Below are 20,627 nucleotides of genomic sequence, written 5' to 3' on the forward strand. Positions count from 1 at the left end.
ACAAAGAGCGACACCTGATCGAGTGCTTCTTCAACAAAATCAAACATTACCGGAGGATTTTCTCACGCTATGAAAAAACCTCCCGCAACTACATGGGCATGTTGCGCTTCGTCTCCGCCCTCATCTGGCTGCGGTGATGTATCAACAGAACCTAAAGCCGATGATCAGTAACGACCGGCTGAACATCAAGGCGATTCGCGCCCATTGGGACGAAATCCTGCGGCTGGCCACCTCGATCAAGCAGGGCACGGTGACAGCCTCGCTGATGCTGCAAAAGCTCGGCAGTTACCCGCGTCAGAACGGCCTGGCTGTCGCCCTGCGCGAGCTGGGTCGCATCGAGCGCACGTTGTTCATTCTCGACTGGCTGCAAAGCGTCGAGCTGCGCCGCCGCGTGCATGCCGGGCTGAACAAGGGCGAGGCGCGCAACGCGCTGGCCAGGGCGGTGTTCTTCAACCGCCTCGGTGAAATCCGCGACCGCAGTTTCGAGCAGCAACGCTACCGGGCCAGTGGCCTCAACCTGGTGACAGCGGCCATCGTGCTATGGAACACGGTCTACCTGGAGCGAGCCGCAAACGCCCTTCGCGGCCACAGCCAGACCGTCGATGCCGCGCTGTTGCAATACCTGTCGCCGCTGGGTTGGGAGCACATCAACCTGACCGGCGATTACCTCTGGCGCAGCAGCGCCAAGATCGGCGCGGGCAAGTTCAGGCCGCTACGACCGCTGCAACCGGCTTAGCGTGCTTTATTTTCCGTTTTCTGAGACGACCCCCGCTACACCCCTCTGACCGACCAGACCAAGCATCACGCCATCGAGCGGATCAACGGCCTGATGGATGGCTTCTCCATCACCTGGGGGCAGGTCAAATGATCCGCCTGGCTGCCGTCATTGAAACCTTCGAGACGGACTTCCTGGCGCAATACCGGGATCAACTCACGCCGGACCACGATCGAGCACTCGCGGCCATGAAACATTGCCGCACGCAGGCCAGCCCGATGATGCAGGGCAAATGCACGGAATGTGAGCATCAGAAACGGGTGCCGCATTCCTGCGGCCACCGCCACTGCCTGCACTGCCAGCATCATGAGAGTCAGCCATGGCTGGAACGTCAGCTGAAGAAGCAGGTGCCCGCCGAGTCCTTTCTGCTGACGTTCACCCTGCCCGCAGAATTCAGGGCGCTGTCCTGGGCGCACCAGAACGTCGTCTACGATCTGCTCATGAGTGGTAGCTGGGAGACGGTGCGTACCTTCAGCCAGAACGACCCACAGCTTCAGGGGACGCCGGGTGCCATTGCGGTGCGGCATACGAACACGCGCCGGTTGGATGATCCCTTAGCGCTCACCAGAATTGACCCGTTTGTGCTCACCAGAACTGACCCACTGCCCGGGTTGAAGCGCAACGGCTCCCGATGGCGGTCGGTGTTCCTCGTCGGTTACCCGGAGCGGTAGAGCCCCGGTCTGAAGGCGCGTCTTGCTGACGGTCCGGCAGAGAACCCCCTCGCGGCGCCCGGTACCCCGAACAGGTCCCCCCGAACCTGATAAGCCCTCCCAGCGCCAGGACTCACTCGCCAGGACTCACTCCGGCCGCCGTATCTTCCCGCACGACATCACGACCTCGTGCAGGGAGAACCCGCCATGGAATTTCGGTCATGCCCGCAAATTGCAGACCAACGCTTTTGTTCGGTTCCCGCCTGCCAACGCGAACGGCGACGGCTTTGGCAGGCGACCAAGCGCCACAACGATCCGGACTATCGCGAGAACCAGAAGCGCGTACAACAGGCCTGGGCAGAGGGCCACCCTGACGATTGGCGAGACTATCGACGCCAACACCCGGAGTACACCGAGCGCAACCGCGCCCAGCAGCGGCAACGCGCGCAGGACAAGGCGGCTGCCGGGCAGATTGCAAAGATGAACGCGTCAAAGGCTGAAATGCCCTTTCCTTCAGGCACTTACCATTTGTCCCCGGGGGGGACGCGTCACTTGCAAAGAGTGACGCGTGGATGGTCGAAATCACGGTGATTACAGCGGCTTGCGCCTTGCCATGAGGTCATTGCAAAAGAAGACTCTCTCGCCTTGAAGGCACTGGGCCGGTACGCTGGGTCGGACAGGAGGTTTCTCGCATGGATAAATCGGCTGCCGCGGGGTTCTGACCCTCGACTTGCACCGTCTCGATTTGCGCTACGCACCGCTTCGCTTGCCGGATCCCCCGGCGATCGTGCGTCTGGCCCGGTCGATCGAGGCGGATGGTCAGTTGGTTCCCTGCATTGCGGTCGCCGGGGAGGTCGAGGCGTTCATCCTGGTCGACGGCTATCGACGCATCGCCGCGTTGCGCCACCTCGGGCGCGATACGGCCGAGGTCGAATGCTGGCAGGCGGATCTCTCGCAGGCGCTGTTGGGCGTGTTGGCCCGTACGCGCAGCCGATCGTTTGCGCCGATCGAAGAAGCCTTCCTGTTGCGCGAGTTGATCTCAGGCGCGCAGTTGAGCCCACACGAAGTCGCCCGGCGTTGTGGGCGCGATGTGAGCTGGGTCAGCCGCCGCCTGCAACTGCTCGGGGGGCTATCGGACGCCTTGCTCGAGGCCGTACGTCAGGGGCTGGTGTCGCCTGGGCGGCGGTCCGCATCCTCGGTCCGTTGGCGCGCGCCAACGCCGCGCATGCCGAACAACTGCTTGCGAGCCTGCGCAAGACGCCACTGTCGACGCGGCAGTTGGCGAACGGGTTCGCGCAGTATCAACGCGCGTCGCGACCGGTTCGCGAGCGCCTGGTCGAGTCGCCGCAGCTCTTGCTCGAAGCCGTCGCGGCCCGGCAGGAAGAGAAGGTCGCCGAACGTCTGCGCGAGGGGCCGGAAGGCGAGGGGCTCGCCGACCTGCGCCTCCTGGAAGCGGTGGGCGCCCGTCTGAAGCGGCGTTTGTCCGCCTTGAGTTTACCATTGACCGCGCTGTCACCCGCCGTCACGGCGGTCGTGGCTTCTTTGCAACCGGCGCTCGAGTCGCTTCAGCGCCATCTGACAAGGGTTTGCCCTCATGATATCCCTCGAGACAGTGGCGTGGATATCCTTGTCATGACAAATAACCTGAGTAGTTACCCCATTTGAAACGGATGCTTGCAAAGCCTCTGCAGGGAACGCCAAGGTGCCTGGTGGCCTTGTGTAACGGTGGCTAATTCTGCGGGATGCTGGCGCTTGATGGCGAACTCTTGAATCGGATGCGGACGCGCTTGCGAATGCGCTGCTCCTTCGCCTGCGGGCTACCTTCGGAGCGTCTCCGGTGTGTTCGCCTTTTGCCTCGTCGGCGAGCAATCTCCAGTGCGACCTTGCCGGTCACCATGAAAAAGAGGATCACCCAGAGCAATGGGTAGCTGAGGATTTCCTTGACCCACTCGATCAGTTCATGAACACCTTCAAGGTCCTTCGACGCCGGGTGAGCACTATGAGCGGACGCACGCTGTGAGTTAGCTTGACCGACATTGCGCTCGACGATGGACAGCGAGGTCTCACCGTATCCCAAAGTCAGTTCACCGCCTTGCGAGGAATAGTGAAACCCCTCGACGCCGGCCAGTGAGAAGGTCAGTCGCCCTTGCGGGCCCTTGTTGAGATCGATTGCTGCTGCAATCACTTCTCTCGCTGAATCCTGCAACTCATTGAATACCTGCATGATTTCTTCGTCATGTCGATCAGCCGCGGGATCGACGAGGGGTGCCCGGTCCCCCGGCTGCGCGGCAGCCAACGATGGCTGCGAATTGCCGCTGAGCACAGTCCGCGGCAGCGCCAATAACGAATCAGTTTCCACCAAGCCGGCTGGGTCTGAAGCGGTGTCGGCACTGTGCTGCAACGGTTCGGACGGCGCTTCTGGCGATTTCGTCCCACTTTCTGACCGAGAAGCCGGTGTGAGAAAGTGTTTATCGATCGCCGGCACAGAAGAGGGCAGGGGCGCAGGCGAATTTTGCCCGGCAGGGACATCCATGCCCATCAGCGCTGCCGGGGCAAGCAAACCTTGGTGACTGCTGCCGGCGGCCGCCGACAGGCCACCCGTATCATTTCCCATGGGGTGTGCCAGCGCCCCAGCCGCGGTTGCGAACGCCAGTATCATCACCTGGAGTAAACTGCATTCTGTCCGACGCGAAATCATGTTATGGATTTGTCTCATCCAGCAATACAAGCAAAAATCGATCCGAGTTTGATGAGGGTTTTATATCAATTGGCTATAGGGTGCATGATGACTGGCAATGTGGTAAATGTAAAATTTTTCGACACCGTGGGTCTGCTATCTCCTCTTCGCACTTCCGTCTGGATGGTTCAGGTGGCAAGGTGAGCAGACGACCCGGCGAAACGGTTTCCTGGCATGGCCTTCCTGCCGACGAAGCGGCAACCCGCTTGGCCGCCAGTTTCGCGGAGGGACTTGCTGAAACCGAAGTCGCCAGCCGTCGTGCGGCACATGGTGAGAACCGGATTACGGCGAAGCCGGGCAGGGGGCCATTGCTGCGCTTTGCCCTGCAGTTCGTGCAACCACTGGTCCTAGTGCTGCTGCTGGCGGGTGTGGTGACCGCCATTCTTGGCGAATGGGTCGATTCCGGAGTGATCTTTGGCGTCACGCTGATCAATGCAGTGATCGGTTTCGTTCAGGAAGGTCACGCCGAGAATGCCCTGGCGGCACTGGCGCGTTCGGTAACCAGCGAGGTGACCGTCCTGCGTGGTGGTTGTAAACAGCGTCTGTCCTCGACGATGCTGGTCCCTGGCGACATCGTTCTCCTGGCGGCCGGAGACAAGGTTCCGGCCGACCTGCGCCTGTTCCGTGCCAAGGACCTGCAGGCCATTGAATCGGCATTGACCGGCGAATCGGCGGCGGTCGCCAAACACGACGAAACACTTCCGGAAGATACGCTGCTCGCCGAGCGCTGCAACATGGCTTACGCGGGCACCGTGATGATCAGCGGACAAGGGGCTGGGGTCGTGGTGGCCACCGGTGATCACACCGAGACCGGCCGCATTTCGCGGCTGATCGCCGAGGCACCGGACTTGAGCACACCACTGACGCGCAAGATGACGGTCTTCAGCAACTGGCTGCTGATCGCCATCGGCCTGCTGGCGGTGTTGACCTTTGCTGTCGGCATGGGGCGCGGTGAATCGGCGTTCTCCATGTTCATGGCTGCGGTCGCGCTGGCCGTCGGTGCGATTCCCGAGGGACTGCCGGCGGCAATGACCATCACCCTGGCGATCGGCGTTTCGCGCATGGCCAAACGGCGGGCCATCATCCGCAAGCTGCCAGCGGTTGAAACCCTGGGCAGCGCAACCGTCATTTGTTCGGACAAGACCGGCACGCTGACCGAGAACCAGATGACGGTGCGCGAGATCTACGCCGGTGGTGTGCGAACAACTGTCAGTGGTAGTGGCTATGCGCCAAATGGCAGGATCGGGGAGGGCCAACAGATCGACGGCGCCTTGCGGGAATGCCTGCTCGCCGGCGTGCTCTGCAACGACGCCGAACTGTGCAGGAACAACCGGCACTGGGAGGTGGTCGGCGACCCGACCGAAGGTGCGCTGCTGGTGGTTGCCCGCAAGGCCGGGCTCGACGAGCGGACCTTGCAGAAACTGTTTCCACGCCTCGATGAAATTCCGTTCGATTCGGCACGCCAATATATGGCGACCCTGCATGAGATCGAGGGTGTGCACTTCGCCTATTTCAAGGGCGCGCTCGAACAGTTGCTGCCACGCTCGGTCAGCATGCTCGATAGCGAGGGCCTGACGGTAGCGCTGCGCAACGACGAAATCGAACTTGCGGCCCACAGCATGGCGGCAGAGGGTTTGCGGGTACTTGCCGTGGCGCGCCTTGCGGTCGGCGCGGCGCGCTCGCTCGATGCGGCCAGTGCCGATGCCGGGCTGCAATTCATCGGTCTGCTGGGAATGGTCGATCCACCCCGCCCGAAGGCGACCGCCGCCGTCAAGGCCTGTCACCGGGCCGGCATTGCAGTCAAGATGATCACCGGCGACCATGCCGGCACGGCGCTCTCGATTGCCCGGCAAGTGGGAATTGCCAAGGCCGGCGAACATGCCCTCACGGGTCGCGAGTTGGCAGCGCTCGACGATGAGGCGCTACGCGGCGTATTGCGGACGGTGAACGTTTATGCACGCGTCGAACCCGTGCAGAAGCTGCGCCTGGTACGTGCGCTGCAGGCCAACGGCGAGATCGTGGCGATGACCGGTGACGGGGTCAACGACGCACCGGCACTCAAGCAGGCCAACATCGGCATCGCCATGGGACTGGCCGGCACCGAGGTCGCCAAGGAGGCAGCCGACATGGTGCTCACCGACGACGATTTTGCTGCCATTGAAGCGGCGGTCGAGGAAGGCCGGGGGGTCTACGACAATCTGGTGAAGTTCATCACTTGGACGCTGCCCACCAATTTCGGCGAGGGCCTGGTGATCATGGCCGCGATTGTCGCCGGTGCGACTCTGCCGATCACACCTTTGCAGATTCTCTGGATCAACATGACGACGGCGGTCTTTCTCGGCCTGATGCTGGCCTTCGAGCCGATCGAACACGCCGTCATGCACCGCCCACCGCGGCTGCCGGAAACACCGATTCTTGATGCAGCGCTGGTCTGGCGAATCGTCCTGGTGAGTGTGCTGCTGCTGGCCGGCTCCTTTGGACTCTTCCTGCGCGAACTGGCCCAGGGACATTCACTCGCCGAAGCACGTACCGTCGCGGTCAACGTCTTCGTCGTCGTCGAGACGATGTACCTCTTCAACTGTCGTTCGCTGACGCGCTCTGCGCGGCGAATTGGCCTGTTCTCGAATCCTGCGCTGTGGTATGGCGTGCTGATCATGATTCTCCTCCAGATCGCATTGACTTACCTGCCGCTGATGAATCGGCTGTTTGCCACCGCAGCAATCGGCTGGCTGGAGTGGCTGGAGATTCTTTCCGTCGGCGTGCTCGCCTATCTCATCGTAGGCATTGACAAGCGGGTGCGCGGGCATCGCTGACAGGCCAGACGGATTCATGTCAATCTGTTCCAACCGGGCATAAAAAAGCCGCGCCAGAGCGCGGCTTTCGGGAACGACCGTTAGTGGAATTGCTCTTCTTCGGTCGAGCCGGTCAGCGCGGTCACCGACGAGGTACCGCCCTGGATGACGGTGGTGACCTCGTCGAAGTAGCCGGTGCCGACTTCCTGCTGGTGGGAGACAAAGCTGTAACCGCGGTCGCGCGCTGCAAATTCCGGTTCCTGGACTTTTTCGACGTAGGCAGTCATGCCGCGAGCGACGTAGTCCTGTGCCAGATCGAACATGTGATACCACATGTTGTGGATGCCGGCGAGGGTGATGAACTGGTACTTGTAGCCCATCGCGCCGAGGTCCTTCTGGAACCTGGCGATGGTCGCGTCGTCAAGGTTTTTCTTCCAGTTGAACGACGGCGAGCAGTTGTAGGCCAGTAGCTTGCCAGGGTGCTTGGCGCGTACCGCCTCGGCGAACTTGCGGGCGAATTCGAGATCCGGGGTGCCGGTTTCGCACCACACCAGGTCGGCGTATTCGGCGTAGGCAACGGCGCGTGAGATTGCCTGATCAAGACCTTTCCGCGTTTTGTAGAAGCCTTCGGAAGTACGCTCGCCGGTAACGAAGGGGGTGTCGTTGGCGTCGCAATCGGAGGTCAGCAGGTCAGCGGCTTCCGCATCGGTCCGAGCAATGACCAGCGTCGGGACACCGCAGACGTCGGCAGCAAAACGCGCGGCGATCAGCTTCTGGACGGCTTCCTGCGTCGGTACCAGCACCTTGCCACCCATATGACCGCATTTTTTGACCGAAGCAAGCTGGTCTTCCCAGTGTACACCGGCCGCACCGGCGCGGATCATGGCCTTCATCAGTTCAAAAGCGTTGAGCACGCCACCGAAGCCGGCTTCGGCGTCAGCGACGATCGGTGCGAAGTAGTCGATATAGCCCTTGTCACCGGGTTCGATGTCCTTGGAGTGCTGAATCTCGTCGGCGCGACGGAACGAGTTGTTGATGCGCTCGACGACCTTCGGGACCGAATCGACCGGATACAGCGACTGGTCGGGGTACATCGCAGCGTAGGAGTTGTTGTCGGCGGCGACCTGCCAGCCCGACAGATAGATCGCCTTGACACCGGCTTTGACCTGCTGCATCGCCTGACCGCCAGTCAGTGCGCCGAGGCAGTTGACGTAGGGCTCGTTATTGACGAGATTCCAGAGCTTCTCGGCGCCACGCCGAGCAACGGTGTATTCGATCGGGAAGGAACCGCGCAGGCGGACGACATCAGCGGCCGAGTAGCCGCGCTTGATTCCCTTCCAGCGGGGGTTTTCCGCCCAGTCTTTTTCCAGTTCGGCAATCTGTTGCTCTCTAGTGCTCATGTTTTCCTCACGAAATTATGAAGTGCAGTTGGGACCATGGTGACGCACCAGGAAGGAGCCAGGAAGCCTTTTTGAGGCACCAACTCGGGGCGACCAATGGCGCACAGTATAAAGGGCTTTTTGCCCACCCGCAACACTCTTATATAAGACATAAGAGATATTTAAGGGATAGGGTTGGGGATGGACTCATGATTTTACATAATACAAATTATACGAAACAAAAGATAGGAATCAGACATCGCCAACTCGCTCCCGCCTGCTCGATCCTCGCAGCAATCCGAAACTGCAAACAGTGATTCAAGGCTTGACCGACGATCCGCTTTCTTACCACAATCCAGCTCTTCGTCCCTGAAAAGCTAGCCATGATCGATCAGACCGTTGACAACTTCAGCCTGCCTGCAACCGGTGGCCGGACCTTCACTCTCTCGGCCTGTCTGGGCAGCCCCGTGGTCCTGTATTTCTATCCCAAGGACAGCACACCGGGATGTACCACCGAGGCACAGCAATTCCGTGATCTGCATCCACAGTTCGTGAAGGCCGGTGCTCTCGTCGTCGGCGTGTCTCGTGACAGCATCAAATCACACGAGAACTTCAAGGCAAAGCAGGAACTGCCGTTCGATCTGCTTTCCGACAACGAAGAATTGCTGTGCGCCCGCTTCGCGGTGATCAAGATGAAATCGATGTACGGTAAACAGGTTCGCGGCATCGAACGCAGCACCTTTGTCATTGACGGCCAGGGTGTGCTGCGGCGCGCATGGCGCGGCGTCAAGGTGGCCGGCCACGCGCAGGAAGTCCTGGATTTTATCGCACAGCTCTGACATGAAACCCTCACCGGCTTGATCCGGAAAGCGCTCACATGACCCGCAACAAAACTGCAGTCAATGCCGAGCAGCAAGCTGCCGCCACGACAGGAGGCAAGCTTTTCGTCCTCGACACCAATGTCCTGATGCACGATCCGACCTGTGTCTACCGCTTCCAGGAACACGACGTTTTCCTGCCGATGATGACCCTGGAAGAACTCGACAATCACAAGAAAGGCTTGTCGGAAATCGCCCGCAACGTTCGCCAGGTGACGCGCACTCTTGACGAGATCGTCAACAGCGTAGATGGAGCCATCGACCACGGCATCCCGCTCCACGAACCTTCCCGCAAACTGGCCAGCGGCCGCCTTTTCCTGCAGACCGGAGCGATCGCCAGCGGGTTGCCGGCGGGATTGCCCACGGTCAAAGTCGACAACCAGATTCTGGCAGTCGTCATCGATCTGCAACGCCGGCATCCCGAGCGTCCGGTAATCCTCGTCTCCAAGGACATCAATATGCGCATCAAGGCCCGCGTCCTTGGGCTCCTGGCGCAGGATTACTTCAACGACAAGGTGCTCGAGGACACCGACCTGCTGTACACGGGAATGCGCGAGCTGCCCCTTGATTTCTGGGAGGTGTATGGCCACCAGGATACCGAGTCCCGGAAGAAGGACGGTCGTACGCTGTACCGCCTCAAGGGGCCGTTCTGCACGCAACTGCTGGTCAACCAGTTCCTTTTCCAGGAAGGGGAAAAACCGCTCCATGCCATCGTCCGCGAAATCTCCGGCTCGACTGCCGAGATCCAGACGCTGACCGACTATACGCATACCAAGAACAACGTCTGGGGCATCACGGCGCGCAACCGCGAACAGAATTTTGCGCTCAATCTGCTGATGAATCCGGAAGTCGATTTCATCACCCTGCTCGGCCAGGCCGGCACCGGCAAGACGCTGCTCACTCTGGCTGCCGGTCTCACGCAGGTGCTCGAAGGAAGGCGCTACAGCGAAATCATCATGACCCGTGTCACCGTACCCGTCGGCGAAGACATCGGTTTTCTGCCCGGTACCGAGGAAGAAAAGATGGGGCCGTGGATGGGCGCTGTCGAGGACAACCTCGAAGTCCTCAACAAGAGCGATGACGATGCCGGCGACTGGGGCCGCGCGGCGACCCGGGATTTGATTCGCAACCGGATCAAGATCAAATCGCTCAATTTCATGCGTGGCCGCACCTTCCTCAACAAATTCCTGATCATCGACGAGGCGCAAAACCTGACGCCGAAACAGATGAAAACCCTGATCACTCGTGCCGGACCAGGCACCAAGGTGATCTGCCTCGGCAACATTGCGCAGATCGATACACCCTATCTGACTGAAGGCAGTTCCGGATTGACCTACGTCGTCGACCGCTTCAAGGGCTGGCGGCACGCCGGCCATATCACCCTGCAGCGAGGCGAGCGTTCCCGCCTCGCTGACTACGCAGCTGAAGTGTTATAATTTTTTAGGACATCAAGGGAGCCGTGTCTGATGACACGGCTCAGTCGTTTTTGGCCATCGATCCATGCTGCCGGCTCCGAGCGACAAGGGTCCTGTGCTTACCGGAGAGTCGATTGAAACGACGCAATTTCCTTGCTGCTTCTGCGCTTCTTTCGCTATTGGCCCCTTCGTCGGTACTTGCCGCCAACAAAAAGAAGGCCGCTACTCAGGATGCTGCCAAACCAGCAGCCAAGTCGACAGCCAAACCTGCCGGCAAGACCAGCAGTAGGGACACCGCCAGGACCAGCGGCAGCAGAGCCAGCATGAGGACCCGGCACAGTTACCGGCCGGTCGCCGAAAAACCATCGGTCCCTCCGGCTGCAACACCCAGCCCACCACCGGTAGCCGCAGTCGAACCGCGCAACGCCATCGGCCTGCCCGATGAGCCGCAGCCCAACTGGCGGACTTACGACATTACTTCGCTGATCACGCTCAACCAGGTCAAAGGCAAACTGCGATTGTGGCTCCCGCTGGCTCAGTACAAGGACACTTCCTGGCAACGCTCGCTGGGTCATTTCTGGCGAGGCAATTTCGACAGTGCCGGCATCTACCGTGATCCGGTGGCCGACATGGAGGTGTTCTACGCTGACTGGAAAGAGAGCAGCGCGACACCGCAATTGCAGCTCGTCAGTCAGGTAGCCAAGCAAGATCGTCACTTCGACATCACCCGCCGCGGCAGCGCCGCCGAACGCAGCGAAGTGCTTCGGCGCTGTCTGCAATCGAGCAATCTGGTTCCGATCGATGGACTCGTGCGCCGCACCGCCGAGCGCGCGATTGGCCGTATCAAGGATCCGGTCGCCCAGGGCAAGGCGATTTACGATTGGGTGGTCGAAAACACCTCATTCGATCCAGCCCAGAGTGGCATCGGCAAGGGTGATGTCGAGGCCATGCTCGACAGTGGCCAGTTGAGCGGCAAGAGTGCCGACATCGCCCTGCTCTTCGTCGGCCTGTGTCGATCGATCGGAATTCCCGCGCGCCCGGTTTTCGGGCTGCGCGTTGACAGTTCGCGGCTGTTTTCGGGGCTCGGCGCAACCGGCAACCTGCGCACCGTGCAGCATTGTCGCGCCGAATTCTATACGCCAGGCTATGGCTGGATTCCGGTCGACCCTGGTGATGTGCGCAAGGCCATTTACGATGAACACTTGGGCAACGGCGATGCGAAACTGGTCGTCCTCAGGAAGCTGCTGTTCGGTTTCTGGGAGATGAACTGGATTGCCTACAACGCTGCCCAGGATGTCAGTCTGCGAGGCACCAGCGGCGGGCCCCTGCCCTTCCTGGTCCTGCCGCAGGCGGAGGCCGCCGGGGTCCGTTTCGACAGCACCGACGTCCAGCGCTTCAGCTACACGGTCAACGCCAGCCGCGTCGAAGGCTGATGTCTGTCCATACTCAATACGATCCCGGCTTGGCGAAACTCTCGAAGCGCGTGTACTCGCCCAGAAAAGTCAGGCGGGTGGTACCGATCGGGCCATTACGCTGCTTGCCGATGATGATCTCGGCAACCCCCTTGTCGGGCGTATCCGGGTTATACACCTCGTCGCGGTAGATGAACATGATGATGTCGGCGTCCTGTTCGATGGCGCCCGATTCGCGCAGGTCGGACATCACCGGGCGCTTGTTCGGTCGTTGTTCGAGCGAGCGGTTGAGTTGCGAGAGCGCCATCAGGGGAACGCCCAATTCCTTGGCCAGTCCTTTCAGCGATCGCGAAATCTCCGAGATTTCGGTCGCCCGGTTCTCGCCATGCGAAGTGGCGGACATCAATTGCAGGTAGTCGATGACGATCAGCCCGAGCTTGCCACACTGGCGATGCAGACGGCGCGCGCGCGCGCGCAGGTCGATCGGGTTGAGCGCCGGCGTCTCGTCGATATAGATCGGGGCCTCGTGCATCTTGCCCAGCGCAAAGGACAGCCTCGACCACTCGTCATCATTGAGGCGACCGGTACGGACACGATGGGCATCGAGCCGACCGACCGATGACAGCATGCGCATGGCGAGTTGCGTACCGCCCATTTCCATCGAGAAGACGGCGACCGGCAGACCCACTTCAATCGCCACATGCTCGGCAATATTGAGCGCAAACGAGGTTTTCCCCATCGACGGGCGGCCGGCAACGATCAGCAGATCGCCGCCCTGCAGGCCCGAGGTCTTCGAATCGAGATCGTGATAGCCGGTCGGGACGCCGGTGATGTCCGAAGGATTGTCGCGATCGTGCAGCTCCTGGATGCGCTCGACCACCTGCGTCAGCAGCGGGTTGATATGCACAAAGCCGGACTGATGGCGAAAACCGCCTTCGGCAATTGCGAAGACCCTTGCCTCGGCTTCGTCGAGCAGGGTTTTCGGGTCGCGACCGAGCGGGTTGAGCGCACTGCCGGCGATTTCGTCGCCGGCAGTCACCAGTTGCCGCAGAATCGCCCGTTCACGGACGATCTCGGCATAGCGCCGGATGTTCGCCGCCGACGGCGTGTTCGCTGCCAGTTCGCCCAGGTAGGCCAGCCCGCCGGTAGCATCGCCCTCCCCCGCCTGGTCGAGGCTTTCAGCAACCGTCACCGCGTCGGCGGGTTTGCCACGTTCAAGGAGTCTGGAAATCTGGCGGTAAATGCGCCGGTGTTCATCGCGATAAAAATCGCCTTCGCTGATCACATCGGCGATCTTGTCGAAGGCCGCGTTATCGAGCATCAAGCCACCGAGCACCGATTGCTCGGCCTCCAGCGAATGCGGCGGCACGCGCAGTTCAGACAGAACCGGGTCCGTCTGCGGGCCCCGTTCCTGCCGTGCGCCGCGACTGCCGAAGCGTTGCCCGCTATCGGAATGGGGTGAATCGAAGGACTTGACCATGAAATATTCGCGGAGGGAACAAGCAAGGCGGGGAGTTTAATGTGAAAGTCGCGCCAGCGACTCACGAATCTTTCATGATCAGCGTTGACCGGCGCCGTGACGACGCACGCGGAACGGCAGCCCGGCGTGGCTGAATATCCGCGGGGAGTTTTAACCCCATTCCCGGGCGTCGTCCGTTTACCCGTTTGAACCCTCCACGAAAGGACTGCCATGTATCGAACCCTTGTCGTTTACCTGACCACTGCCATGCTGACTGCCCTTTGTCTGCCAGCGGCAATGGCTACCACGGCCAATCCAACGGCACCACGCAAGACGCTCAGCGCTTTCGCCAATGAGCAGGAACTCGCCAGTCTCTTCAAACGCTGGGCTGACGAAGCGCAGCGTCGTCGCGACGAGCAGCAACGAGCGCGTGCCGACAAGTCCGTGGGCCAATTCGCTCAACCGTCTCCCGCACCCGCCGCCGCCCCTGCGGCAGTGGCCAAGGAAGCCGCCACCGGCAAGAACGAATCGGTCACCAACGTCCAGCACGCCGGTGTCGATGAAGGGGGCATCGTCAAGGTACACGGCGACCACCTGGTGATCCTGCGCCGTGGCCGCCTGTTCACGATCCGCATCGGCGCGCAGGATCTGCGCCCCGTTGCCGCCATCGAAGCTTTCGGCAGCGACGTCGACCCGCGCGGCGCCTGGTACGACGAGATGCTGGTCTCCGGCAACACGATCGTCGTTATCGGCTACAGTTACGCGCGTGGCGGCACCGAAGTCGGTGTCTTCGACATCTCGCGCGATGGGCAGCTCGCCTATCGCGCAACCTATCACCTGCGCTCCAACGACTACTACTCTTCACGCAACTATGCGAGTCGGCTGGTCGGCAGCAAACTGATCGTCTATTCGCCACACGTGCTCAGCCCATGGGGAGACCCCTGGGCAGCCTTCCCGGCGATGCGCCGCTGGCGCCCAGGCGCACTGCCGGCGGATTTCCGGCGCATTGCACCGGCGACGCGGATCTACCGCAGCGACGAGCCGCTCGATCCCTTCGCCGGCGTTGCCCTGCACAGTGTCTCGATCTGCGACCTCGCCAGGCCGGAGATGGATTGCCAGAGCACCGCGGTTCTCGGGCCGCCTGGGCGCGTCTTCTACGTTTCGCCGGATTCGGTGTTCGTCTGGACCACGGCCCAGCGGGGTGGTGCCTCGGCTTCGTCGGTGTTCCGCATCCCGCTCGACGGATCGGCACCGAGTGCGCTGAAGACTGCCGGCAGCCCGATCGACCAGTTCTCTTTCCACGAAGACGACGGCGGCGTGCTGAACGTGCTGCTGCGTGCCAACGGCCGCGGCGACGGCATGTGGGCAGGCGAAGTCAATGCCGGCGACCTGGCGCTGCTGCGCATCCCGCTCGCCAGTTTTTCCGACGGCCGTGACAGCGCTCCCGCCCATGCTTACCGCCGGTTGCCGAGAGCCAGCGGCTACGTGCTGCAGAGTCGCTACATCGGCCCGTATCTGCTGTACGGCGCGGGTACCGGCTGGCACTCGCCACAGACGACGACGCAATCACAGGTGTACGCGGTGCGCTACGCGCAGGGTGAGCAGGGTAAGGTCTACGAATTACCGTTGCCACACTCGGTCGACCGTGTCGAGGCACTCGGCAGCAATGCCCTCGTCGTCGGCAGCGACGGCAGAAACCTGCATCTGAGCAGTGTACGGCTGACCTCCCCGCCGGTGACGGTTGACCGGTACACACGCAAGGACGCTGCGCAGGGGGAAACGCGCAGCCATGGCTTCTTCTATCGATCCGAGGGTGAGTTCGACGGCCTGCTTGGTCTGCCGATCGTCGGCGGCGACGAATCCGGCGCACGCCAACTGCGCACGCCGTCGGCAGCCCTGCTCTTTCTGCGCAATCACGCCCTGTCGCTGAGCGAACTCGGTACGCTGAGCGCGCAACCGTCGGCAAGCGACCAAAGCGACGGCTGCCGCGCCTCGTGCGTCGACTGGTACGGCAATTCGCGGCCGCTGTTCGTGCGTGGCCGGGTATTTGCGCTGATGGGCTACGAGATCGTCGAAGGAAAGGTGGACGCCAGGCGGATTGTCGAGACGCGGCGGGTGAATTTCGCACCAGCGGTGTTGCAGGTAACGCGGTAGTGCCGCGTGGCATGGGCTTGCCGGACCTGGTTCGCCCCGCAAGATCGGAGCCACGCCGGGCGCAATCCTGCCAGCGCTCGGCAGCCTGATCGTCGCTCATGCGCACAGCGACCCAGCGCACCTTGCGGCGTCACTTCGCGCTAATGGTCGAAACCGCCGCCCAACTGGCCGACCACGTTTTGCCACGACTGCCAGCCCGCCAGGGGGTATTTTCGCTTCCCAGGCGGCTGGCGCATGCCGGCACAGCGGTACGGGACAACCGCTCAGAGATGCGTCTCAGATTGATTCCGGGCCCGTGGTTATTCCCCTTCATCAAACTCCGCATTCTTGAACCGCAACACGTTGCAGTTCTCCTTCACCGCACGCTGCAAGCCATCATCAAAGACAGCCGCCGCTTCGGCCTGAATCTCGACGGCAATGCGGACCTTCACGCCGGGGCGCGAGGTAAATTGCAGGACGACTTCGTCGACCAGATCGGCAAACTGCCTTTTCGCTTGGATGGCATCCAGTTCGATGCTGCCGAAAAAATGCTTCTTCGTCGCCTGCGACGCGGCGCTGCCGCTCGTCGTACAGGTCGACTTGGCCGAATACTCGACGCGTGCCGTAGCGCCTGTTGTTGCCGTCGCGGGCGTGTCACTTGGTTTCGGCTTCGCTGCCTCTTTGGCGGCACGTTGTGCCTCTGCGTACCCCGCTGCGGTCACCGCCTCAATCAGAAGCAGCGCCGAATCGAAGAACGGCAAGGTGCGCTTGCCGTAGGTGAAGCCGAGATACCGATCCTCTTCCTTGCCTTGGGCAAAGCCGAAGAAGTCGCGGCTATCGGAGCCGGCTGCTAAAACCCCGTTGGACGCGGTCACGAATCGCCGGGGATACGTCTTCCTTGTCCTGGAAGCGCCGCTTCCGCTCTTCCATTTCGCGGCGCAGGTTGGGTCGCGTGTCGAACCAGAAACGGTTATTGCCACTGTCTTGGCAAGCGAGCCACCGATCGTCGTCTTCGACTACCCGCCCGGTCGGGGCGGGGTAGTCCGGGGTGGAGTGCCTCGCGGACTGGCAAGGCGCACGGATGGTCGATGAGTTCGCCGGTGACCAGACCCTGTTTCGCGGCGGGGTGATCGAACTCGCCTGTCTGGCCCACGCCCGGCGGAAGTCCTTCGACCTCCATCAGGCAAATGGGCGTCTCCTGGGCGTTCCCTTGCCGCGGAGGCCCTGCGCCGCATCGGCGAGTGGTATGCCATCGAGGATGCGGCGAAAGGGAAGACAGTCGAGGAACGCGCCCGAAGACGAAAGGAAACCCGTCAGCCGCTGCTCGAAACCCTGCCCCGGTGCTCCAGAAGATCCGCCGATCGGTGGCCGACGGCGACGCCCTGGCCAGGGCGGTCGACGACAGTCTGCGGCGCTGGCCGGTCTTGGCTCGGTACGCCACCAACGGTTTCTACCCGATCGACCACCACCCGGTCGAGAATGCCATTCGTCCGATCGCCATCGGGAAGAAGAACGGGCTGTTCGCCGGCTCCGAGGCGGCCGGCCAACGCGCTACGGCGATTCCATCGCTGCTCGAAACCGCCTGCATGAACAGCGTCGAGCTGATGGCCTGGCTGACCGACACCCTGGAGAAACTCCCCTCCTGGCCGAACCGCCGCATCGATGAGTTGCTGCCGCTCAAAAAGCCAGTGTGATCCTGCGCACCCAGGGGTGGATGCGCTGAACGCTTGCAAACGTGCCAAGCAACTCGGCTTTCAACTCGCTCCCATCTCCGAGGTCGCCTAAAACCATTCGACTTCTCTACAATCCGCTTGACGCACTTCACACTCACAGGAGAAACCATGGAAAAGCGTAAACTCGGAAAGAGCGATCTGGAGGTTTCGGCCATCGGCCTCGGCTGCATGGGAATGAGCTTTGCCTACGGGCCGCCCAAGGACAAACAGGAGATGAGCATGTTGCTCCGGGCCGCCGTGGAACGTGGCATCACGTTCTTCGACACCGCCGAAGTTTACGGCCCGTTCGTGAACGAGGAACTCGTGGGCGAGGCGCTCGCCCCCTTCCGCAGGCAGGTGGTGATCGCCACCAAGTTCGGGTTCGACCTCAGCCCGGAGCTCGACCCCCGCGGGATGAAGGGACCGCCAGGCCTGAACAGCCGACCGGAGCATATCCGGCAAGCCGCCGAGAACTCGCTCAGGCGGCTCGGGGTCGAGACCATCGACCTGCTCTATCAGCACCGTGTTGACCCGGACGTGCCGATCGAGGACGTGGCGGGGGCGGTCGGAGAGCTGATCCGGGAAGGAAAGGTCAAGTACTTCGGCCTGTCCGAAGCCGGCGCGCAAACGATCCGCCGCGCACATGCGATCCAGCCGGTGACTGCTCTCCAGAGCGAATACTCGCTGTGGACGAGAAGCCCGGAGACGGAAGTGATCCCCACCCTGGAGGAACTCGGGATCGGCCTCGTGCCGTACAGCCCGCTGGGCAGAGGATTCCTCACCGGCAAGATTGACGAAAATGCGACCTTCGACCGTTCCGATTTTCGCAGCAGCCTCCCGCGCTTCACGCCGGAGGCTCTCAAGGCGAATCAGGCCCTGATTGCGCTGCTCGGCAGCATCGCAGAACGGCATCAGGCGACATTCGCCCAGATCGCGCTTGCCTGGCTGCTGGCCCAGAAGCCTTGGATTGTTCCAATCCCCGGCACGACAAGGCTGCAGCGCCTGGAGGAGAACATCGGGGCGGCGGCCGTTGAGCTTGCCGCCGACGATCTGCGTGAGATCGACCGCCTGGCCTCGGGGATCACGGTGCAAGGCGCCCGCTACCCCGAACAACTGGAGAGAATGACGGGGCGCTGAGGAGGCGCACCGTCGGCCGCATCGACCGGAGCGAAGGAGCGGGCCGCACTCGGCATTCGGATTTCGATCCAGCGCATCAGATCAGATCTGCTTTACTTTGTTGAGCGGCCCCTCGATCCGGAAGGTGGCGGCGGCAAGACTCTCGCGCAGGACCAGGACGCGATCCTCATCGGCCATGACTGCTTGGCACCACTTCTGCAAGTGTTCCCCACACCAGTAGGCACTGAGTGTCATTGAAAACAGTCGTGATTCGAGAACAACGTGCCAACGAAGCCGGAGCTCGGCGCACGCCCCCGGCGATATCGGGACTACACTCCGGCGAAGTACAGCGCACTCACCAGCAGAGCCAGCGTCAGACCCTGAAAAGCGACCCGCATGACCATGTAGCGGGTACTATGAACCCGGTCGTACTCTCCGCCGCGCTCCATGGAGTAAAAACCGAGAGCCAGGGATACAACCGTGGCGGCCATGGCCAGAAAGATCAGGACGGTCAGAATTTTCATGGCATGTCTCCTTTTCTGTTTGGTTCATCGGCAACGGGCCATCACTTCAATGATGCCAGCACAGCCTCCTTCGAGACTTTGTTTTTAGAATAGGAGACGGGGCCACGAAATTCAACGCGACTTCGGCAAGCGTCCAGACGGCGAACGCGGTCGTGTGGGGGGATGCAGGCACCGGCCTGCCGCCCCATCGGCATGACAGCTTCTTCGTAGTCGAGCGGCCGGAAACCGCCGCCGAGCGCCATGCCGCCGCGGTGCCAGGCGATTGTCCGGCAGATGACGCCGGTAATGGCCGAAGGAAGCGGGCAAGCGCAGTATCGTCAACTACCACTGCGTATAGGCTGTCAGTTCGAGACGCTCGTTGTTGAGCACCTTGCCGCTCGTGTGGCTCCGCTTCGTTTCGGAAGCGAGCACGCGCTTGACTCTGCCGAGATCCAATAAACCGTCTGCAGCTTGACCGTGCCCCTGGGCGCACGGCCCCAGCCGTTACCCTCAATCCGGAAGGCTTCGAACGTGCCTGCCGGCACCGTGACCTGCTCGCGACTGACGACCCTGAAGTCAAATTCCATGTCACTGCTGAATCCATGGGGCGTCAACGCACGAAAGCGTGTCGACCAGCGTTTGCCGACTCTTTCCAGACGCCTGTGCGTCGTGGGGTGGTCTGCACGGTGCCCATCGTTTGCCCTCCGTCCGCCAGTCGTCAAGGGCGCACGGAACACACCATTTCATCAGGAACACACGGTGACTCGCAAAGGCACCGCTGTGATTGCCGCCACCCCGCAAAGGTATTACAATGCAATCATGTGTAATACACCGGAGATTTACCATGTCGACGACACTCACCAGCAAAGGACAAGTCACCATCCCCAAGCAGATTCGCGATGCCCTCAATCTGGCACCGGGCTGCACGGTGGACTTCGCCGTCAATCGCGATGGCGATGTGGTGATCCACAAGGTTGGCGCCTGTTCGAGCCGTCAGCCCGACCGTTTCGATGCAGCTCGGGGCAAGGCTGACGTAAAGTGGCGAACCGACGACTTGATGGCTCTGCTGCGCGGCGAAGGCTGATGCTGCTGGTCGACACCAACGTGCTGGTCGACGTTCTGGAGGACGATCCAGAATGGGCCGACTGGTCGACTCATCAATTGCGTGCCCAGTCGAAGATTCATCGGCTGGCAATCAACCCGATCATCTACTCTGAACTTTCGCTGATCTTCTCGACAGTGGAAGCCTTGGACCAAGCCATCGATGACCTCGGCCTGGTCACGATTGAGACACCGCGCCCAGCCCTGTTTCTCGCCGGTAAAGCGTTTGTACGTTATCGGCGACAAGGGGGCACCAAGATCGATGTCCTTGGCGATTTCTTTATCGGGGCGCACGCAGCAGTATCGGGCTATCCCGTTCTGACCAGGGACACACGACGATACGCCTCGTGTTTTCCCAGCGTGGTGCTGATCGCACCGGAGGGATTCGCGTAACTGTCGATCAGCGAAGGCAGCAAGCGGGGAAAACGTGTTGGCTACGGCGTATTGGTTGCCCGGCCCGTTTCCATGGGAAATGCTGATACCCAGAAGGAAGACGAACTCACCGAGTGCAGTACGCGACGCCGCACCCGATGCCTGGGGGCGACGCGTCATCGAACACAAGCTG

The 20,627-nt window shown here is 61.6% G+C and carries 17 protein-coding genes and 6 pseudogenes; 17 read left to right on the top strand and 6 right to left on the bottom strand.

Translation table 11 applies throughout. The features are described from left to right. From V5B39_RS14955 to V5B39_RS14980, 6 genes and pseudogenes are all read left to right on the top strand, one after another. Window positions 1-137 (top strand): annotated as a pseudogene (locus V5B39_RS14955) (IS5 family transposase); the annotation flags it as partial. Between the two features lie 14 nt (window positions 138-151). Then, window positions 152-736 (top strand): annotated as a pseudogene (locus tag V5B39_RS14960) (Tn3 family transposase); the annotation flags it as partial. 128 nt (window positions 737-864) lie between these two features. After that, window positions 865-1,323, top strand: a pseudogene (locus tag V5B39_RS14965) (IS91 family transposase); the annotation flags it as partial. Window positions 1,324-1,632: 309 nt separating this feature from the next. Then, window positions 1,633-2,016 carry a hypothetical protein gene (locus V5B39_RS14970; RefSeq protein ID WP_332343672.1) on the top strand — a complete coding sequence of 128 codons (384 nt, stop codon included), beginning with the start codon at window positions 1,633-1,635 and terminating at the stop codon, window positions 2,014-2,016. A 196-nt stretch (window positions 2,017-2,212) separates the two neighbouring features. Beyond that, window positions 2,213-2,314: pseudogene (locus V5B39_RS14975) on the top strand (hypothetical protein); the annotation flags it as partial. A gap of 314 nt (window positions 2,315-2,628) precedes the next feature. Then, window positions 2,629-3,090, top strand: a complete 462-nt coding sequence (locus tag V5B39_RS14980; protein WP_332343693.1) for a hypothetical protein — start codon at window positions 2,629-2,631, stop codon at window positions 3,088-3,090. A 64-nt stretch (window positions 3,091-3,154) separates the two neighbouring features. On the opposite strand, the gene V5B39_RS14985 is transcribed toward V5B39_RS14980, so the two are convergent. Beyond that, window positions 3,155-4,141 carry a hypothetical protein gene (locus tag V5B39_RS14985; protein ID WP_332343673.1) on the bottom strand — a complete coding sequence of 329 codons (987 nt, stop codon included), beginning with the start codon at window positions 4,139-4,141 and terminating at the stop codon, window positions 3,155-3,157. A 161-nt stretch (window positions 4,142-4,302) separates the two neighbouring features. On the opposite strand from V5B39_RS14985, the gene V5B39_RS14990 reads away from it, so the two are divergent. Further along, on the top strand, window positions 4,303-6,975 hold the full coding sequence (locus V5B39_RS14990; protein ID WP_332343674.1) for a cation-transporting P-type ATPase: 2,673 nt from the start codon (window positions 4,303-4,305) through the stop codon (window positions 6,973-6,975). A gap of 80 nt (window positions 6,976-7,055) precedes the next feature. Here V5B39_RS14990 and aceA read toward each other — a convergent pair whose 3' ends face one another. Then, complete coding sequence (gene aceA, locus V5B39_RS14995) at window positions 7,056-8,354, bottom strand: isocitrate lyase (protein ID WP_332343675.1); 1,299 nt, start codon at window positions 8,352-8,354, stop codon at window positions 7,056-7,058. Between the two features lie 362 nt (window positions 8,355-8,716). Between aceA and V5B39_RS15000 the strand changes: the two genes are divergently transcribed. The 3 genes from V5B39_RS15000 to V5B39_RS15010 all read left to right on the top strand — a co-directional run bounded on the left by V5B39_RS15000 (window position 8,717) and on the right by V5B39_RS15010 (window position 12,059). After that, window positions 8,717-9,172, top strand: a complete 456-nt coding sequence (locus V5B39_RS15000) for a peroxiredoxin (RefSeq protein WP_332343676.1) — start codon at window positions 8,717-8,719, stop codon at window positions 9,170-9,172. A gap of 38 nt (window positions 9,173-9,210) precedes the next feature. After that, a complete protein-coding gene (locus V5B39_RS15005) occupies window positions 9,211-10,647 on the top strand; it encodes a PhoH family protein (RefSeq protein WP_332343677.1) in 1,437 nt (478 codons plus the stop codon). Window positions 10,648-10,760: 113 nt separating this feature from the next. Next, the gene (locus V5B39_RS15010) at window positions 10,761-12,059 is read left to right on the top strand and encodes a transglutaminase-like domain-containing protein (RefSeq protein WP_332343678.1); all 1,299 of its coding nucleotides are present in this window, start codon (window positions 10,761-10,763) and stop codon (window positions 12,057-12,059) included. A 13-nt stretch (window positions 12,060-12,072) separates the two neighbouring features. On the opposite strand, the gene dnaB is transcribed toward V5B39_RS15010, so the two are convergent. After that, window positions 12,073-13,518, bottom strand: a complete 1,446-nt coding sequence (dnaB, locus tag V5B39_RS15015; protein WP_332343679.1) for a replicative DNA helicase — start codon at window positions 13,516-13,518, stop codon at window positions 12,073-12,075. Window positions 13,519-13,728: 210 nt separating this feature from the next. Between dnaB and V5B39_RS15020 the strand changes: the two genes are divergently transcribed. Then, the gene (locus V5B39_RS15020) at window positions 13,729-15,651 is read left to right on the top strand and encodes a beta-propeller domain-containing protein (RefSeq protein WP_332343680.1); all 1,923 of its coding nucleotides are present in this window, start codon (window positions 13,729-13,731) and stop codon (window positions 15,649-15,651) included. Window positions 15,652-15,950: 299 nt separating this feature from the next. Here the strand turns inward: V5B39_RS15020 and V5B39_RS15025 are convergent, their stop codons facing one another. Continuing rightward, window positions 15,951-16,505: a hypothetical protein gene (locus V5B39_RS15025; RefSeq protein ID WP_332343694.1), complete on the bottom strand. Its 555-nt coding sequence runs from the start codon at window positions 16,503-16,505 to the stop codon at window positions 15,951-15,953. Window positions 16,506-16,678: 173 nt separating this feature from the next. On the opposite strand from V5B39_RS15025, the pseudogene V5B39_RS22205 reads away from it, so the two are divergent. The 4 genes and pseudogenes from V5B39_RS22205 to V5B39_RS15035 form a co-directional block, all read left to right on the top strand. Beyond that, window positions 16,679-16,810 (top strand): annotated as a pseudogene (locus V5B39_RS22205) (IS66 family transposase); the annotation flags it as partial. Window positions 16,811-16,881: 71 nt separating this feature from the next. Next, window positions 16,882-17,117: pseudogene (locus V5B39_RS22210) on the top strand (IS66 family transposase); the annotation flags it as partial. An 81-nt stretch (window positions 17,118-17,198) separates the two neighbouring features. Next, the gene (locus V5B39_RS22215) at window positions 17,199-17,324 is read left to right on the top strand and encodes a transposase domain-containing protein (protein ID WP_434735701.1); all 126 of its coding nucleotides are present in this window, start codon (window positions 17,199-17,201) and stop codon (window positions 17,322-17,324) included. A 147-nt stretch (window positions 17,325-17,471) separates the two neighbouring features. Then, a complete protein-coding gene (locus tag V5B39_RS15035) occupies window positions 17,472-18,479 on the top strand; it encodes an aldo/keto reductase (RefSeq protein ID WP_332343681.1) in 1,008 nt (335 codons plus the stop codon). Window positions 18,480-18,560: 81 nt separating this feature from the next. On the opposite strand, the gene V5B39_RS15040 is transcribed toward V5B39_RS15035, so the two are convergent. Next, the gene (locus V5B39_RS15040; RefSeq protein ID WP_332343682.1) at window positions 18,561-18,713 is read right to left on the bottom strand and encodes a hypothetical protein; all 153 of its coding nucleotides are present in this window, start codon (window positions 18,711-18,713) and stop codon (window positions 18,561-18,563) included. A gap of 74 nt (window positions 18,714-18,787) precedes the next feature. Beyond that, entirely contained in the window at window positions 18,788-18,982 is a 195-nt protein-coding gene (locus V5B39_RS15045; RefSeq protein ID WP_332343683.1) for a twin transmembrane helix small protein, read from the bottom strand. A gap of 823 nt (window positions 18,983-19,805) precedes the next feature. On the opposite strand from V5B39_RS15045, the gene V5B39_RS15050 reads away from it, so the two are divergent. Together V5B39_RS15050 and V5B39_RS15055 are read left to right on the top strand one after the other, a co-directional pair. Further along, a complete protein-coding gene (locus V5B39_RS15050) occupies window positions 19,806-20,045 on the top strand; it encodes an AbrB/MazE/SpoVT family DNA-binding domain-containing protein (protein ID WP_332343684.1) in 240 nt (79 codons plus the stop codon). Next, complete coding sequence (locus V5B39_RS15055) at window positions 20,045-20,455, top strand: type II toxin-antitoxin system VapC family toxin (protein ID WP_332343685.1); 411 nt, start codon at window positions 20,045-20,047, stop codon at window positions 20,453-20,455. Before V5B39_RS15050 ends, V5B39_RS15055 begins: the two co-directional genes overlap by 1 nt. The last annotated feature ends 172 nt before the right edge of the window (window positions 20,456-20,627 follow it).

Source organism: Accumulibacter sp. (assembly GCF_036625275.1).
GTDB lineage: Bacteria > Pseudomonadota > Gammaproteobacteria > Burkholderiales > Rhodocyclaceae > Accumulibacter.

What these genes read in the sequence shown, in the direction of transcription:
- V5B39_RS14970 (WP_332343672.1), top strand. Translation starts at nt 1,633, where the DNA reads ATGGAATTTCGGTCATGCCCGCAAATTGCAGACCAACGCTTTTGTTCG.
- V5B39_RS14985 (WP_332343673.1), bottom strand. Translation starts at nt 4,141, where the DNA reads ATGAGACAAATCCATAACATGATTTCGCGTCGGACAGAATGCAGTTTA.
- aceA (WP_332343675.1), bottom strand. Translation starts at nt 8,354, where the DNA reads ATGAGCACTAGAGAGCAACAGATTGCCGAACTGGAAAAAGACTGGGCG.
- V5B39_RS15000 (WP_332343676.1), top strand. Translation starts at nt 8,717, where the DNA reads ATGATCGATCAGACCGTTGACAACTTCAGCCTGCCTGCAACCGGTGGC.
- V5B39_RS15005 (WP_332343677.1), top strand. Translation starts at nt 9,211, where the DNA reads ATGACCCGCAACAAAACTGCAGTCAATGCCGAGCAGCAAGCTGCCGCC.
- dnaB (WP_332343679.1), bottom strand. Translation starts at nt 13,518, where the DNA reads ATGGTCAAGTCCTTCGATTCACCCCATTCCGATAGCGGGCAACGCTTC.
- V5B39_RS15020 (WP_332343680.1), top strand. Translation starts at nt 13,729, where the DNA reads ATGTATCGAACCCTTGTCGTTTACCTGACCACTGCCATGCTGACTGCC.
- V5B39_RS15035 (WP_332343681.1), top strand. Translation starts at nt 17,472, where the DNA reads ATGGAAAAGCGTAAACTCGGAAAGAGCGATCTGGAGGTTTCGGCCATC.
- V5B39_RS15040 (WP_332343682.1), bottom strand. Translation starts at nt 18,713, where the DNA reads ATGACACTCAGTGCCTACTGGTGTGGGGAACACTTGCAGAAGTGGTGC.
- V5B39_RS15045 (WP_332343683.1), bottom strand. Translation starts at nt 18,982, where the DNA reads ATGAAAATTCTGACCGTCCTGATCTTTCTGGCCATGGCCGCCACGGTT.
- V5B39_RS15050 (WP_332343684.1), top strand. Translation starts at nt 19,806, where the DNA reads ATGTCGACGACACTCACCAGCAAAGGACAAGTCACCATCCCCAAGCAG.
- V5B39_RS15055 (WP_332343685.1), top strand. Translation starts at nt 20,045, where the DNA reads ATGCTGCTGGTCGACACCAACGTGCTGGTCGACGTTCTGGAGGACGAT.